Raw genomic sequence first — 15,025 nt, 5'->3', positions numbered from 1 at the left:
ATTAATTCACGGGAAAAATTGAAACCGGTTTCATTATTTTGTGATGCCTTACACACTATCGCGGTAAAGCGGTTGTCGTGCCCCTCTCCCCGCGATAAAGATGATGCATCAAGGGAACATAAGGGCCATCCATTATGAAGAATATCGTGTTATGTTGCGCCGCCGGTATGTCCACCAGCATGCTGGTTCAACGCATGCAAGACGCTGCGAAGAAGAAAGGTATTGAAGTCTCGATTAAAGCCGTACCGGTCGCCGAGTTTAAAGATAACCTCGCCGCAGCGGACATCATTCTGCTGGGTCCGCAGGTGAAGTATGAGCAGGCGAAACTGCAGGCGATGGCCGACCCGCTCGGCAAGAAAGTCGCGGTTATCGATATGATGGATTACGGCATGATGAAAGGTGATGCCGTTCTTGATAAAGCCCTGAAGTTGATGGAGTAAACCATGGAAGATTTAGAAACAACGATCATGGAGCTGTTGGTCAACGCCGGTTCTGCACGCAGCTGCGCATTAACCGCCCTGCAGCTGGCACGCAAAGGTGATTTTGCCGCCTCCGAGCAGGCGATGGCCGAATCACATGAGTTTGTGAAGCACGCGCATAAAATCCAGACTCAGCTCATCGGCCTCGATGAAGGTACCGGCAAACTCCCGGTCAACCTGATTACGGTTCACTCCCAGGATCATCTGATGAATGCGATGGTCATTCAGGATCTGGCCACCGATATGATTGAACTGTATCGCCGTACGGCACAGTAAATTAACCACGTCTGTTAAAAGCAGGTGCCTGAAAAGGCACCTGCTTTTTTATTACAGAAAACCGTACAGCGCGGCAAATATCCAGCCAAACACACAGGACACGCTGACGCCGATTAACCCCGGCAGAATAAAGCTATGGTTAATCACGAAACGGCCAATATGGGTGGTGCCCGAACGGTCGAACTGAATCGCCGCCAGGTCGCTTGGGTAGGTTGGCAGAATGTAATAGCCATAGCAGGCGGGTGCGGAGGCCACGATATAGGCCGGGTCGACGCCAATCGCCAGCGCCACGGGCACAATCGCTGCCAATGCCGCGGCCTGGGAATTCACAAATTTGGACACCAGCAGCAGGACGATGGCGTAAGCCCAGGGATACTCCTGCACCATTTCACCCAGCACGCCTTTAATCTCGCTCATGTGCGCGCCGAACATGGTTTCTGCCATCCAGGCAATGCCGTACACCGCCACAATCGCGATCATCCCCGAACGGAAAACCTCATTCTTAGAAATCGCAGCCGGGTTGGTTTTGGTGATAATGATGATCAGCGCGCCAGAGAGCAGCATGAACATCTGGATCACCAGCACCATCGAGAGCGGCTTACCATTGAATGCCGGGCGCAGTTCAGAGAAGGCTCCCAGTACCGCCACCACGGCAATGGATGCCAGGAAGATCCACATGGCAACCCAGTTGCTGGCTGGCAGTTTCCGGTCGAGCAGCGTGGCCGTGTCACCGTATACATAGTGGCGGTTTTCTGGCGTCGAGATAAAGGCCTGAAACTCTTCGTCCTTGTCCAAATCCTTACCACGAAACCAGCTAAAAATACCGATCGCCAGAATACCCAGCAGCGTCGACGGAATGGTAATCGCTAACAGGTCGAGGAATTCGAGATGTTTACCGTTGAAGGTGAAATTCCCCAGCATCGCCACCAGCGACACCACCGCAACCGACACCGGGCTGGCGATAATCCCCATCTGTGCGCCAATCGAACTTGCCGCCATCGGCCGTTCGGGGCGTATGTTGTTCTTGATCGCGACGTCGTAAATAATCGGCAGGATCGTATAAACCACGTGCCCGGTGCCGCAAAGAATGGTCAGGGTACAGGTGACAAAGGGTGCCACAATCGAAACATATTTGGGGTTACGGCGCAGAAGTTTTTCCGCAATCTGCAGCATCACATCTAACCCACCGGATGCCTGCAGCGTTGCCGAGGCGGCCACTACCGCAATAATCACCAGCATCACATCAACCGGCGGCTTACCCGGTTGAAGATGAAAGACAAAGACTAAAATCACCAGCCCGATACCGCCCAGCAGGCCAAGTGCGATACCGCCTTTTCTGGCACCATAAAACAGGCATATTAAAATAATGACGAGTTGTATTGCGAATTCCATGCATCCCCCAGACTCAGTCTATTAAACTCAAAAATGTCGCGACCGCTGCCGTTCTGTTAGCCCATTCCCCTGTCGCAGGTCTGTTTTGCAGATATAAGACGCCCTCTCCGGTTTCAAGAAACTGAAGAATCAAAAAAGTAATCACATGATTAATTGGACTTTTTGACTATATCGCCTTTGATTTGACGATTTTTTGATACGTGTAGAATTTTTACCCATCAATTTGTATGGGTATTAAGAAAAAGAGAAGGCGCGTAGTTTATATGGCTTGCTTGCTGATTAATTGAGGGAAAAACATTAATGGAATGTAATTTATTATGGAGGAAATAAGATAACGATTAGCCCGACGCCAACCGGAGATAATAAAAAAGCCAGTCAGGAGACCTGACTGGCTTTTTACGCGAAGCGTCAACGATTAATCGTTGTCGGAACCGCCCAGACCTGCGTTCAGCAGTTCTGCCAGGTTGGCAGAAGCTTCTTCAACGCTCACCTGCGGTGCAGCCGGCTGTTCGCCCGCGGCACGACGGCGCATACGATCCTGATGGTACGCATAACCGGTACCAGCCGGGATCAGACGACCCACGATAACGTTCTCTTTCAGGCCACGCAGTTCGTCGCGTTTACCCGCAACGGCTGCTTCGGTCAGGACACGCGTGGTCTCCTGGAACGATGCGGCAGAGATGAACGACTCGGTTGCCAGAGACGCTTTGGTGATACCCAGCAGGTCGCGGGAGAAGGTCGCCGCCACTTTGCCGTTCGCTTCCAGATCGCGGTTCGCAATCTTGACGCGGGAGTATTCAACCTGCTCGCCTTCCAGGAAGTCGGAGCTACCAGCACTTTCGATGGTCGCTTTACGCAGCATCTGACGAACGATAACTTCGATGTGCTTATCGTTAATCTTAACGCCTTGCAGACGGTAAACGTCCTGTACTTCGTTGGTGATATAACGCGTTACCGCGTGTACACCACGAAGACGCAGAATGTCGTGCGGTGCTTCCGGACCGTCGGAAACCACATCACCACGTTCTACACGTTCACCTTCGAACACGTTCAGCTGACGCCACTTCGGAATCATCTCTTCGTACGGATCGCTACCGTCTAACGGAGTGATAACCAGACGACGTTTACCTTTGGTCTCTTTACCGAAGGAGATGATACCGCTGATTTCAGCAAGGATCGCAGGCTCTTTCGGACGACGCGCTTCGAACAGGTCAGCAACGCGTGGCAGACCACCGGTGATATCTTTGGTACCACTGGATTCCTGAGGAATACGCGCCAGGGCGTCACCTGAGTGAATCTGAGTGCCGTCTTCCAGCTGCACAATCGCTTTACCCGGCAGGAAGTACTGAGCAGACATATCGGTGCCTGGGATCAGAACGTCGTTACCGTTAGCATCAACGATTTTCAGCGCCGGACGCAGATCTTTACCACCCGCGGTACGTTCTGCAGAATCCAGAACCACCAGGGATGACAGGCCGGTTAATTCGTCGGTCTGACGGGTAATGGTCTGGCCGTCGATCATGTCGGTGAAGCGAATGAAACCACTGACTTCAGAGATAACCGGCATGGTGTGCGGATCCCAGTTTGCAACGGTTTCCCCGCCAGCAACCTGCTCACCATCACCTTTCGCCATCACAGCACCGTAAGGTACTTTATAGCTCTCTTTGGTACGGCCGAATTCGTCGATCAGTTTCAGTTCGGTGTTACGCGAGGTCACTACCAGCTTGCCGGCAGAGTTCACAACCGATTTAGCATTGCTAAGACGGATGCTACCTTTGTTTTTCACCTGGATGCTGGATTCAGCAGCCGCACGAGATGCCGCACCACCGATGTGGAACGTACGCATCGTCAGCTGGGTACCCGGCTCACCGATGGACTGTGCCGCGATAACGCCGATAGCCTCACCTTTGTTGATGATGTGGCCACGCGCCAGGTCACGACCGTAGCAGTGCGCACATACACCAAAGTCGGTGTCACAGGATACGACAGAACGTACCTTGACGGAGTCAACGGAGTTCTCTTCCAGCAGGTCACACCAGTGCTCGTGCAGCAGCGTGTTGCGTGGAACCAGAATATCCGCAGTACCCGGCTTCAGAACGTCTTCAGCAGTTACACGACCCAGTACGCGATCGCGCAGCGGCTCTTTAACATCACCACCCTCGATAACCGGGGTCATGGTGATGCCTTCCAGGGTGCCACAGTCGTCTTCAGTAACAACCAGGTCCTGTGCAACGTCAACCAGACGACGAGTCAGGTAACCGGAGTTCGCTGTTTTCAGTGCGGTATCCGCCAGACCTTTACGAGCACCGTGGGTGGAGATGAAGTACTGGAGTACGTTCAGACCTTCACGGAAGTTCGCGGTGATCGGCGTTTCGATGATGGAGCCATCCGGCTTCGCCATCAGACCACGCATACCAGCCAGCTGACGAATCTGTGCCGCAGAACCACGCGCACCGGAGTCGGCCATCATGTAGATGCTGTTGAAGGAAACCTGCTGCTCTTCGACGCCGTCACGGTTAATAACGGTTTCGGTTTGCAGGTTATCCATCATCGCTTTGGATACACGATCGTTCGCCGCAGCCCAGATATCGATAACTTTGTTGTAGCGTTCGCCAGCGGTAACCAGACCGGACTGGAACTGTTCCTGGATCTCAGCAACTTCGGCTTCCGCCTCAGAGATGATCTCGTGTTTTTTCTCCGGGATGACCATGTCATCGATACCAACAGATGCACCTGAACGCGCTGCATAAGCAAAGCCGGTGTACATCGTCTGGTCCGCAAAAATAACGGTCGGTTTCAGGCCCAGAATACGGTAGCAGGTATTCAGCATCTTAGAGATGGCTTTCTTACCCAGCGCCTGGTTCACGATAGTGAACGGCAGACCTTTTGGTACGATCATCCACAGAATGGCACGGCCAACGGTCGTGTCTTTCAGGCTGGTTTTCGCAACAAACTGGCCATTTTCGTCTTTTTCGTATTCGGTGATACGCACTTTAACGCGCGCATGCAGAGAGGCCAGGCCAGCGCGATAAATACGCTCAGCTTCTTTCGGGCCAGTCAGCACCATGCCTTCGCCTTTGGCGTTAACACAGTCACGGGTCATGTAGTACAGACCCAATACAACGTCCTGAGACGGAACGATGATAGGTTCGCCGTTCGCCGGGGACAGGATGTTGTTGGTAGACATCATCAGCGCACGCGCTTCCAGCTGGGCTTCCAGCGTCAGCGGTACGTGAACAGCCATCTGGTCACCATCGAAGTCGGCGTTGTATGCCGCACAAACCAGCGGGTGCAGCTGGATAGCTTTACCTTCGATCAGTACCGGCTCAAATGCCTGGATACCCAAACGGTGCAGAGTTGGTGCACGGTTCAGCAGTACCGGGTGTTCGCGGATAACTTCATCCAGGATATCCCAGACGACAGCTTCTTCACGCTCAACCATTTTCTTCGCGGCTTTGATGGTGGTGGCCAGGCCACGCAGTTCCAGCTTGCCGTAAATGAACGGTTTGAACAGCTCCAGCGCCATTTTCTTCGGCAGACCGCACTGATGCAGACGCAGGTATGGACCTACGGTGATAACAGAACGACCAGAGTAGTCAACACGCTTACCGAGCAGGTTCTGACGGAAACGACCCTGCTTACCTTTGATCATATCGGCCAAAGATTTCAGAGGACGTTTGTTAGAACCGGTGATCGCACGACCGCGACGACCGTTATCCAGCAGGGCGTCAACCGCTTCCTGCAGCATACGTTTTTCGTTGCGTACGATGATATCCGGCGCAGCCAGATCCAGCAGACGTTTCAGACGGTTGTTACGGTTAATGACGCGACGATACAGATCGTTCAGGTCAGAAGTCGCGAAACGACCACCATCCAGCGGAACCAGCGGACGCAGATCTGGCGGCAGAACCGGCAGAACGGTCAGGATCATCCACTCCGGCTTGTTGCCAGACTGAACGAATGCTTCCAGCAGCTTGATGCGCTTGGTCAGCTTTTTACGCTTGGTTTCTGAGTTGGTTTCGTTCAGCTCTTCGCGCAGAGTTTCACACTCTTGCTCCAGATCCATGCTCTTCAGCAGGGCCTGGATAGCTTCCGCACCCATCTTGGCGTCGAATTCGTCACCGAACTCTTCCAGCGCATCCAGATACTGCTCTTCAGTCAGGATCTGGTTACGTTCCAGGTTAGTCATGCCGCCTTCGATAACCACATAAGATTCGAAGTACAGAACACGTTCGATATCACGCAGCGGCATATCCAGCAGCAGGCCGATACGGGACGGCAGCGACTTCAGGAACCAGATGTGGGCAGTCGGAGATGCCAGTTCGATGTGGCCCATGCGCTCACGACGCACTTTAGTCTGGGTCACTTCAACGCCGCACTTCTCGCAAATCACACCACGGTGTTTCAGGCGCTTGTACTTACCGCACAGGCACTCGTAGTCTTTTACTGGCCCGAAAATACGCGCACAGAAAAGGCCGTCACGTTCTGGTTTGAACGTACGGTAGTTAATGGTTTCCGGCTTTTTAACTTCACCAAAAGACCATGAACGGATCATGTCTGGCGATGCCAGAGCAATTTTGATCGCATCAAACTCTTCGGTTTTAGTTTGCGCTTTCAGAAACTTTAATAAGTCTTTCACGGATTTGCTCCCGTCGGAGTTAGCACAATCTGGCACCGGGTATTACCCCGGCACCAGTGACCTGTTTGAGCGAGAGTTACTCGTCTTCCAGTTCGATGTTGATACCCAGCGAACGAATCTCTTTCAACAGTACGTTGAAGGACTCTGGCATGCCTGGTTCCATCTGATGGTTGCCGTCCACGATGTTTTTATACATCTTGGTACGACCGTTCACGTCATCAGACTTAACGGTGAGCATTTCCTGCAGGGTGTAAGCTGCGCCGTAAGCTTCCAGCGCCCATACTTCCATCTCACCGAAGCGCTGACCACCGAACTGTGCCTTACCACCCAGCGGCTGCTGAGTAACCAGGCTGTAAGAACCGGTGGAACGAGCGTGCATCTTATCGTCGACCAGGTGGTTCAGTTTCAGCATATACATGTAACCTACGGTTACCTGACGCTCAAACTGCTCACCGGTACGGCCGTCGAACAGGGTGATCTGGCCAGAAGATGGCAGACCGCCGAGTTGCAGCAGCTCTTTAATTTCAGCTTCTTTCGCACCGTCGAAGACCGGCGTTGCGATCGGCATACCTTTTTTCAGGTTCTCAGCCAGACGCAGTACTTCATCATCAGTGAAGGTATTCAGGTCGACTTTCTGACGAACGTCGGTACCCAGGTCATACGCTTTCTGGATGAATTCACGCAGCTTGGCAACTTCCTGCTGCTGCTTGAGCATGGCGTTGATTTTCTCGCCGATACCTTTCGCAGCCATACCCAGGTGAGTTTCCAGGATCTGACCGATGTTCATACGAGACGGTACGCCCAGCGGGTTCAGTACGATATCGACCGGCGTACCGTTCGCATCGTGCGGCATATCTTCGATCGGGTTGATCTTAGAGATAACACCCTTGTTACCGTGACGACCTGCCATTTTATCACCAGGCTGAATCTGACGTTTAACGGCCAGATACACTTTAACAATCTTCAGCACGCCCGGTGCCAGATCGTCGCCCTGAGTGATTTTGCGGCGTTTCGCTTCGAGTTTTTTCTCGAACTCGTGTTTCAGTTCGTCGTACTGCTCAGCCAGCTGTTCCAGCTGATTTTGTTTCTCTTCGTCGGTCAGGCCCAGTTCCAGCCAGCGATCGCGCGGCAGCTTGTCGAGCTTCTCAGCTTCAACACCACCGGCAACCAGCACCGCGTAGATACGACCGAACAGGCCAGCTTCGAGGATCTGCAGTTCTTCAGACAGGTCTTTCTTAGCCTGCTTCAGCTGCATTTCTTCGATTTCCAGCGCACGTTTGTCTTTTTCTACGCCATCGCGGGTAAAGACCTGAACGTCGATAACAGTACCGGAAACACCGTTTGGTACGCGCAGAGAAGAGTCTTTAACGTCAGACGCTTTCTCGCCGAAGATCGCACGCAGCAGTTTCTCTTCTGGGGTCAGCTGGGTTTCACCTTTCGGGGTCACCTTACCAACCAGAATGTCGCCGCCGGTCACTTCTGCACCGATGTAAACGATACCGGATTCGTCCAGTTTGGAGAGCGCAGCTTCACCCACGTTCGGGATATCAGCGGTGATCTCTTCCGGCCCCAGCTTGGTGTCACGGGACACACATGCCAGTTCCTGGATATGAATCGTGGTGAAACGATCTTCCTGAACCACACGCTCGGAGACGAGGATGGAGTCTTCGAAGTTGTAACCGTTCCACGGCATGAACGCTACGCGCATGTTCTGACCGAGCGCCAGTTCACCGAGGTCGGTGGACGGACCGTCAGCCAGCACGTCGCCGCGCTCAATTGGCTCACCCAGAGAGACACATGGCATCTGGTTGATGCAGGTGTTCTGGTTAGAACGGGTGTACTTGGTCAGGTTATAGATGTCGATACCTGCTTCGCCCGGGTACATCTCGTCTTCGTTAACTTTGATAACGATACGGGAAGCATCCACGTACTGAACCAGACCGCCACGTTTAGCTACCGCAGTAACACCGGAGTCAACGGCTACAGCACGTTCCATACCGGTACCAACCAGCGGCTTATCAGCACGCAGAGTCGGAACCGCCTGACGTTGCATGTTCGCACCCATCAATGCACGGTTGGCGTCATCGTGTTCCAGGAACGGGATCAGGGACGCACCGACGGAAACCACCTGTTGGGTGGAAACGTCCATGTAGTCAACCTGGTCACGGCTGAAGAGGCTCGATTCGCCTTTGCTACGGCAGGTTACCAGGTCTTCTACAAAGTGGCCTTCGTCATCCAGGTTGGAGTTCGCCTGAGCGATAACGTAGTTGCCTTCTTCAATAGCAGACAGGTAGTGAATTTCGTCGGTAACAACACCGTCGGTGACTTTACGGTATGGCGTCTCGAGGAAGCCATATTCGTTCGTCTGTGCATAGACCGACAGGGAGTTGATCAGACCGATGTTCGGACCTTCAGGCGTTTCGATTGGACATACGCGACCGTAGTGAGTCGGGTGTACGTCTCGAACTTCAAAGCCTGCACGCTCACGGGTCAGACCGCCTGGGCCCAGTGCGGAGATACGACGTTTGTGCGTAATCTCAGACAGCGGGTTGTTCTGGTCCATAAACTGAGACAGCTGGCTGGAACCAAAGAACTCTTTCACTGCTGCAGAAATCGGCTTGGCGTTGATCATATCCTGAGGCATCAGGGTATCCAGATCGCCCAGAGACAGACGCTCTTTCACCGCACGCTCTACACGGACCAGGCCAACGCGGAACTGGTTTTCCGCCATTTCGCCAACGGAACGGATACGACGGTTGCCGAGGTGGTCGATATCATCGACTTCGCCTTTACCGTTACGGATATCGATGAGCTTCTTCATCACTTCGATGATGTCGTCTTTGCTCAGGATACCGGAACCTTCGATTTCGTCGCGCAGCAGAGAACGGTTGAACTTCATACGACCAACCGCGGACAGATCGTAGCGGTCTTCGGAGAAGAACAGGTTCTCAAACAGGCTTTCAGCCGCTTCACGAGTCGGCGGCTCACCCGGGCGCATCATACGGTAGATTTCTACCAGTGCGCTCAGACGATCGTTGGTCGGGTCGACACGTACAGTCTCAGACATGTACGCACCGTGATCGAGATCGTTGGTGAACAGAGTTTCAATGCGCTTATGACCGGACTGGCTCAGTTTGGCCAGCAGGTCCAGGCTCAGCTCCATGTTCGCCGGGCAGATCAGTTCGCCAGTCGCTGTATCGACATAATCTTTAGCAGCAACTTTACCCGCGATATATTCAACCGGAACTTCGATATGCTTGATATCGTCTTTTTCCAGCTGACGGATATGGCGAGCGGTAATGCGACGGGCTTTCTCAACGTAGACTTTACCGTTGGCTTCGATGTCGAAGGACGCCGTTTCACCACGCAGACGCTCCGGAATCAGCTCCATCTGCAGCTTGTTGTCGCGAATTTCAAAGACCACTTTTTCGAAGAACAGGTCAAGGATCTGCTCAGTGGTGTAATTCAGCGCGCGCAGGATGATAGTAGCCGGCAGCTTACGACGACGGTCGATACGGACAAACAGGTTGTCTTTCGGATCGAATTCGAAGTCCAGCCAGGAACCGCGGTAAGGGATGATACGTGCGTTATACAGGACCTTACCGGAAGAGTGGGTCTTACCTTTGTCACTGTCAAAGAAGACGCCCGGGCTACGGTGCAGCTGAGAAACGATAACACGCTCAGTACCGTTGATAACAAAGGTACCGTTGTCGGTCATGAGCGGAATTTCGCCCATGTAGACTTCTTGTTCTTTAATGTCTTTAACGGTGCCTTCCGGCGCTTCACGCTCGTAGATCACCAGACGCAGTTTTACGCGCAGCGGTGCCGAATAGGTCACGCCACGGATCTGACATTCTTTAACATCAAAAACAGGTTCGCCCAGACGGTAGCTGACGTATTGCAGCTCGGAATTACCGCTGTAGCTTTTAATCGGGAATACGGAACGGAAGGCTGCTTCCAGACCATATTGCCCTTCAGGATCTTGCTCGATAAACTTCTGGAACGAATCAAGCTGGATAGAAAGGAGATAAGGTATGTCCAGAACTTGTGGACGTTTACCAAAATCCTTACGAATACGTTTTTTCTCGGTATAGGAGTAAACCATAGGGTTCCTCAGCTCGCTGACAAGTCGACCCGTCTGCCTCAAAAAGGCAGTTTTTTATGCAACACTATTTTGTGGACCGGAAAATGGAACACTTTCCGCAATACCTGTTGCTATCACGCTTAAACCATTTCGTCGCGATTTACACAGAGCGAGCACCCTGTCGCAGTATATTAAGTCGTCGATAGAAACATGCATTGTCAGGACAACCAGCAGTCAAACAGTGTGAAATGCTACTGGCGCCTTACAGCGCAAAAAGGCTGGTGACTAAATAGTCACCAGCCATCAGCTTGATTACTCAAGCTGCAACCGGAAAGGTTGGCTTATTTAACTTCAACTTCAGCGCCAGCTTCTTCCAGAGATTTTTTCAGTGCTTCTGCGTCATCTTTGCTGATGCCTTCTTTCAGGGCAGCAGGTGCAGATTCTACCAGGTCTTTAGCTTCTTTCAGACCCAGGCCAGTTGCGCTACGTACTGCTTTGATTACAGCAACTTTGTTAGCGCCAGCAGCTTTCAGAATTACGTCGAATTCAGTTTTTTCTTCAGCAGCTTCAGCCGGGCCAGCAGCTACAGCTACAGCAGCAGCAGCGGAAACACCGAATTTTTCTTCCATTGCAGAGATCAGCTCAACAACGTCCATTACGGACATAGCGGATACTGCTTCAATGATTTGATCTTTAGTGATAGACATTTAAATTGTTCCTGAATATCAGAATAAGTTTATACGTAAGCGAGCGTTTTATAAAGATAACTGCGATTAAGCAGCTTCTTTCGCATCGCGTACAGCAGCCAGAGTGCGAACCAGTTTGCCAGCCGAAGCTTCTTTCATGGTTGCCATCAGGCGTGCAATTGCTTCTTCGTAGGTCGGCAGAGTTGCCAGGCGGTCGATTTGCGACGCCGGGATCAGCTCACCTTCAAAGGCTGCAGCTTTGACCTCAAATTTTGCATTCGCTTTCGCGAACTCTTTGAACAGACGAGCAGCAGCGCCCGGGTGTTCCATAGAGTATGCAATCAGGGTCGGACCAACAAACGTGTCTTTCAGGCACTCGAAAGGAGTACCTTCAACGACGCGGCGCAGCAGGGTGTTACGAACAACACGCATGTAAACGCCAGCTTCACGACCTGCTTTACGCAGTTCAGTCATTTTATCTACAGTTACGCCGCGGGAATCCGCAACTACTGCAGACAGCGCGCCTTTGGCTACTTCGCTGACTTCAGCAACAATCGCTTGTTTGTCTTGAAGATTTAAAGCCATTAGCTTTGCTCCTGGATGTTTGCCAGAGCTCATGCTCTGGAACTCACTTCACCCTACTCAACGAGTAGAGCGTCTTAATACGGTGAGCAGAAACAAGCCAGAGTATCCAAAAATAATCTTAGCGTTCTGTCACCGTCTACGCAGGGGATTAAGTTTCTGACGAAACACCTGCGGTCTTCGACGGAGGCCTGGATAGGCCAGGCTCCAACGAACAAATCTGTTTTTCTCTGTCTAACCGAAGTTAGCAGAAACATGGGGGTAGTATTGTAGACAAAACCACCACCCACGTAAAGCTAATCTTAGTTCGCAGACGCGCTCAGACCAGCCTGATCAACGGCAACACCAGCACCCATGGTGGTGGAGAGGCTGACTTTCTTGATGTACACGCCTTTCGCCTGAGTCGGTTTAGCTTTTTTCAGCGCAACCAGCAGAGATTCCAGGTTTTCTTTCAGTTTGTCAGCGTCAAAGTCCACTTTACCGATGGTAGTGTGGATGATGCCGTTTTTGTCGTTACGATAACGAACCTGACCTGCTTTAGCATTCTTAACTGCTTCAGCAACGTTCGGAGTTACAGTACCAACTTTCGGGTTTGGCATCAGGCCACGCGGACCCAGAACCTGGCCCAGCTGGCCAACAACGCGCATTGCATCCGGGGAAGCAATAACAACGTCAAAGTTCATTTCGCCTTTTTTGATCTGGTCAGCCAGATCTTCCATACCTACCAGCTCGGCGCCTGCAGCTTTAGCAGCTTCAGCGTTCGGGCCCTGGGCAAATACGGCTACGCGAACGGAACGGCCAGTACCGTGCGGCAGTACAGTCGCGCCACGGACGTTCTGGTCAGATTTACGAGCGTCGATGCCGAGGTTAACGGCTACGTCTACGCTTTCAGTAAATTTAGCAGTGGCCAGCTCTTTCAGCAGAGCAATAGCTTCGTTGATGTCGTACTGTTTAGTTGCATCAACTTTGTCACGGATCACGCGCATACGCTTGGTCAGTTTAGCCATTTCTTAGTCCTCCACTACCAGGCCCATGGAACGTGCAGTACCTTCGATGGAGCGAGTCATCGCTTCAATGTCGGAACCAGTCATGTCGGCAGCTTTGGTCTGCGCGATTTCCTGCAGCTGAGCGCGGGAAATTTTACCAACTTTATCTTTGTTCGGCTTACCGGAACCAGACTTGATGCCTGCAGCTTTCTTCAGCAGAACAGCAGCCGGCGGGGTCTTGGTAACAAAGGTAAAGGAACGGTCAGCGTAAACGGTAATAACAACCGGGATCGGCAGACCTTTTTCCAGGGATTCAGTTTTGGCGTTGAACGCTTTACAGAATTCCATGATGTTCACACCCTGCTGACCCAGTGCTGGACCAACCGGCGGGCTCGGGTTTGCCATACCAGCTGCAACCTGCAGCTTGACGTAGGCTTGTACTTTCTTAGCCATTTAAATTTCCTCGTTTGGGTATAACGCCTTCAGAAAAGGCTCCCCGTTATCAATATCGTTTTATGAACCCATGGCCCATAAAAACAAAAGGCGCGAAATTGTATGTCAATTTCGCGCCTCATGCAACGATTAAATCGCTGCTTTTTTGATCGCCGGTTAGGCTTTCTCTACCTGAGCGAAGTCCAGTTCAACCGGAGTTGCACGGCCAAAGATAGATACAGAAACCTTCAGACGGGACTTCTCGTAGTCAACTTCTTCAACAACACCGTTGAAGTCAGCGAACGGACCATCGCTAACACGAACCATTTCACCCGGCTCGAACAGCGTTTTAGGACGCGGCTTATCGCCAACCTGCTGCAGGCGGTTCATGATAGCGTCAACTTCTTTATCGCTGATCGGTGCCGGACGGTCAGAAGTACCGCCGATAAAGCCCATCACGCGTGGCACGCTACGCACCAGGTGCCAGCTTGCGTCGTTCATGACCATCTGGACCAGAACATAACCCGGGAAGAATTTGCGCTCGCTTTTGCGGCGCTGGCCACCACGGATCTCGACCACTTCTTCGGTCGGTACCATGACTTCGCCAAACAGCTCTTCCATATTGTGTAATTTGATATGTTCACGCAACGAGGTAGCTACGCGACCTTCAAAACCGGAAAACGCCTGAACGACGTACCAACGTTTTTTAGGAGCTTCAGACATCTCAGAACCTCAGGCCAGTGATAAAGGATACCAGGCGAACCAGAATACCATCCAGCCCCCACAGGATCAGTGACATTACCGCAGTAACCGCAGCAACAATCAGCGTGGTGTGCAGCGTTTCCTGGCGAGTTGGCCAGATAACCTTGCGGACTTCGGTTCTCGCTTCACGGGCAAACGCCACGGTCGCCTTACCTTTAGTGGTTAACAGCGCGACGCCACCGGCAGCAGCGATCAGAACCACTACGGCCAGCGCACGCAGTGCTAGCATAATGTCACGATAAAGGAAGTTGCCTACGATGGCCACAATCAGCAGCGCAGCAACGATCAGCCACTTCATCGTTTCCAGGCCGCGCCCGCTCCCTTGAGCTTCGGTATTCGCACTCATAAACCAACCTGTCACAAGAATTCAGACAAATAATTTTGCCCCGCGAGAGCGAGGCAACCAAACCGAAATGCTCTGTTGCGTTTCGGACTCAACGCCCTCTACAGAGCCTGTCTCAGCAATGATTATGGCAAAAAAAATCACTGATGAGCCAGGTTCTGGTTCGAAAGCGTACAAAAAGGGCATCAAATGATGCCCTTTTATTGCGCATTGCGTCAAATGTTATCAGCGATTAGCCGAGAACTTTTGCTACCACGCCAGCGCCAACGGTACGGCCGCCTTCACGGATTGCGAAACGCAGACCATCGTCCATCGCGATCGGGTGAATCAGGGTAACAACCATTTTGATGTTGTCGCCCGGCAT

General features: G+C 52.2%; 11 protein-coding genes and 1 pseudogene. 2 read left to right on the top strand and 10 right to left on the bottom strand.

Annotated elements, in window-relative coordinates:
- The first annotated feature begins 134 nt into the window (after positions 1–134).
- Together EDF82_RS24995 and EDF82_RS24990 are read left to right on the top strand one after the other, a co-directional pair.
- Positions 135–440, top strand: a complete 306-nt coding sequence (locus EDF82_RS24995; RefSeq protein ID WP_123758154.1) for a PTS sugar transporter subunit IIB — start codon at positions 135–137, stop codon at positions 438–440.
- A 3-nt stretch (positions 441–443) separates the two neighbouring features.
- Complete coding sequence (locus EDF82_RS24990) at positions 444–755, top strand: PTS lactose/cellobiose transporter subunit IIA (RefSeq protein ID WP_123758153.1); 312 nt, start codon at positions 444–446, stop codon at positions 753–755.
- 51 nt (positions 756–806) lie between these two features.
- Here EDF82_RS24990 and dcuB read toward each other — a convergent pair whose 3' ends face one another.
- From dcuB to tuf, 10 genes and pseudogenes are all read right to left on the bottom strand, one after another.
- Entirely contained in the window at positions 807–2,147 is a 1,341-nt protein-coding gene (gene dcuB / locus EDF82_RS24985) for an anaerobic C4-dicarboxylate transporter DcuB (protein ID WP_123758152.1), read from the bottom strand.
- 415 nt (positions 2,148–2,562) lie between these two features.
- Entirely contained in the window at positions 2,563–6,786 is a 4,224-nt protein-coding gene (gene rpoC, locus EDF82_RS24980; protein ID WP_123758151.1) for a DNA-directed RNA polymerase subunit beta', read from the bottom strand.
- Positions 6,787–6,862: 76 nt separating this feature from the next.
- Positions 6,863–10,891, bottom strand: a complete 4,029-nt coding sequence (rpoB, locus tag EDF82_RS24975) for a DNA-directed RNA polymerase subunit beta (RefSeq protein WP_123758150.1) — start codon at positions 10,889–10,891, stop codon at positions 6,863–6,865.
- 320 nt (positions 10,892–11,211) lie between these two features.
- The gene (rplL, locus tag EDF82_RS24970; protein ID WP_004118416.1) at positions 11,212–11,577 is read right to left on the bottom strand and encodes a 50S ribosomal protein L7/L12; all 366 of its coding nucleotides are present in this window, start codon (positions 11,575–11,577) and stop codon (positions 11,212–11,214) included.
- Positions 11,578–11,643: 66 nt separating this feature from the next.
- On the bottom strand, positions 11,644–12,141 hold the full coding sequence (gene rplJ / locus EDF82_RS24965; protein ID WP_004097644.1) for a 50S ribosomal protein L10: 498 nt from the start codon (positions 12,139–12,141) through the stop codon (positions 11,644–11,646).
- A 299-nt stretch (positions 12,142–12,440) separates the two neighbouring features.
- Positions 12,441–13,145 carry a 50S ribosomal protein L1 gene (gene rplA, locus EDF82_RS24960; RefSeq protein WP_123758149.1) on the bottom strand — a complete coding sequence of 235 codons (705 nt, stop codon included), beginning with the start codon at positions 13,143–13,145 and terminating at the stop codon, positions 12,441–12,443.
- Between the two features lie 3 nt (positions 13,146–13,148).
- Positions 13,149–13,577, bottom strand: a complete 429-nt coding sequence (gene rplK, locus EDF82_RS24955; RefSeq protein ID WP_004097640.1) for a 50S ribosomal protein L11 — start codon at positions 13,575–13,577, stop codon at positions 13,149–13,151.
- 156 nt (positions 13,578–13,733) lie between these two features.
- A complete protein-coding gene (nusG, locus tag EDF82_RS24950; RefSeq protein WP_002438628.1) occupies positions 13,734–14,279 on the bottom strand; it encodes a transcription termination/antitermination protein NusG in 546 nt (181 codons plus the stop codon).
- 1 nt (position 14,280) lies between these two features.
- Positions 14,281–14,664, bottom strand: coding sequence for a preprotein translocase subunit SecE (secE, locus tag EDF82_RS24945; protein WP_123758148.1), 384 nt, complete (start codon positions 14,662–14,664; stop codon positions 14,281–14,283).
- A gap of 229 nt (positions 14,665–14,893) precedes the next feature.
- Positions 14,894–15,025, bottom strand: a pseudogene (gene tuf, locus EDF82_RS24935) (elongation factor Tu); the annotation flags it as partial.

Origin of the sequence: Klebsiella sp. BIGb0399, assembly GCF_003752615.1 — a bacterium.
In the GTDB taxonomy this organism is placed as follows: domain Bacteria; phylum Pseudomonadota; class Gammaproteobacteria; order Enterobacterales; family Enterobacteriaceae; genus Klebsiella; species Klebsiella lignicola.
Note: the sequence above shows the minus strand (reverse complement) of the source record. Positions and strands in the feature narration are given on the sequence as shown.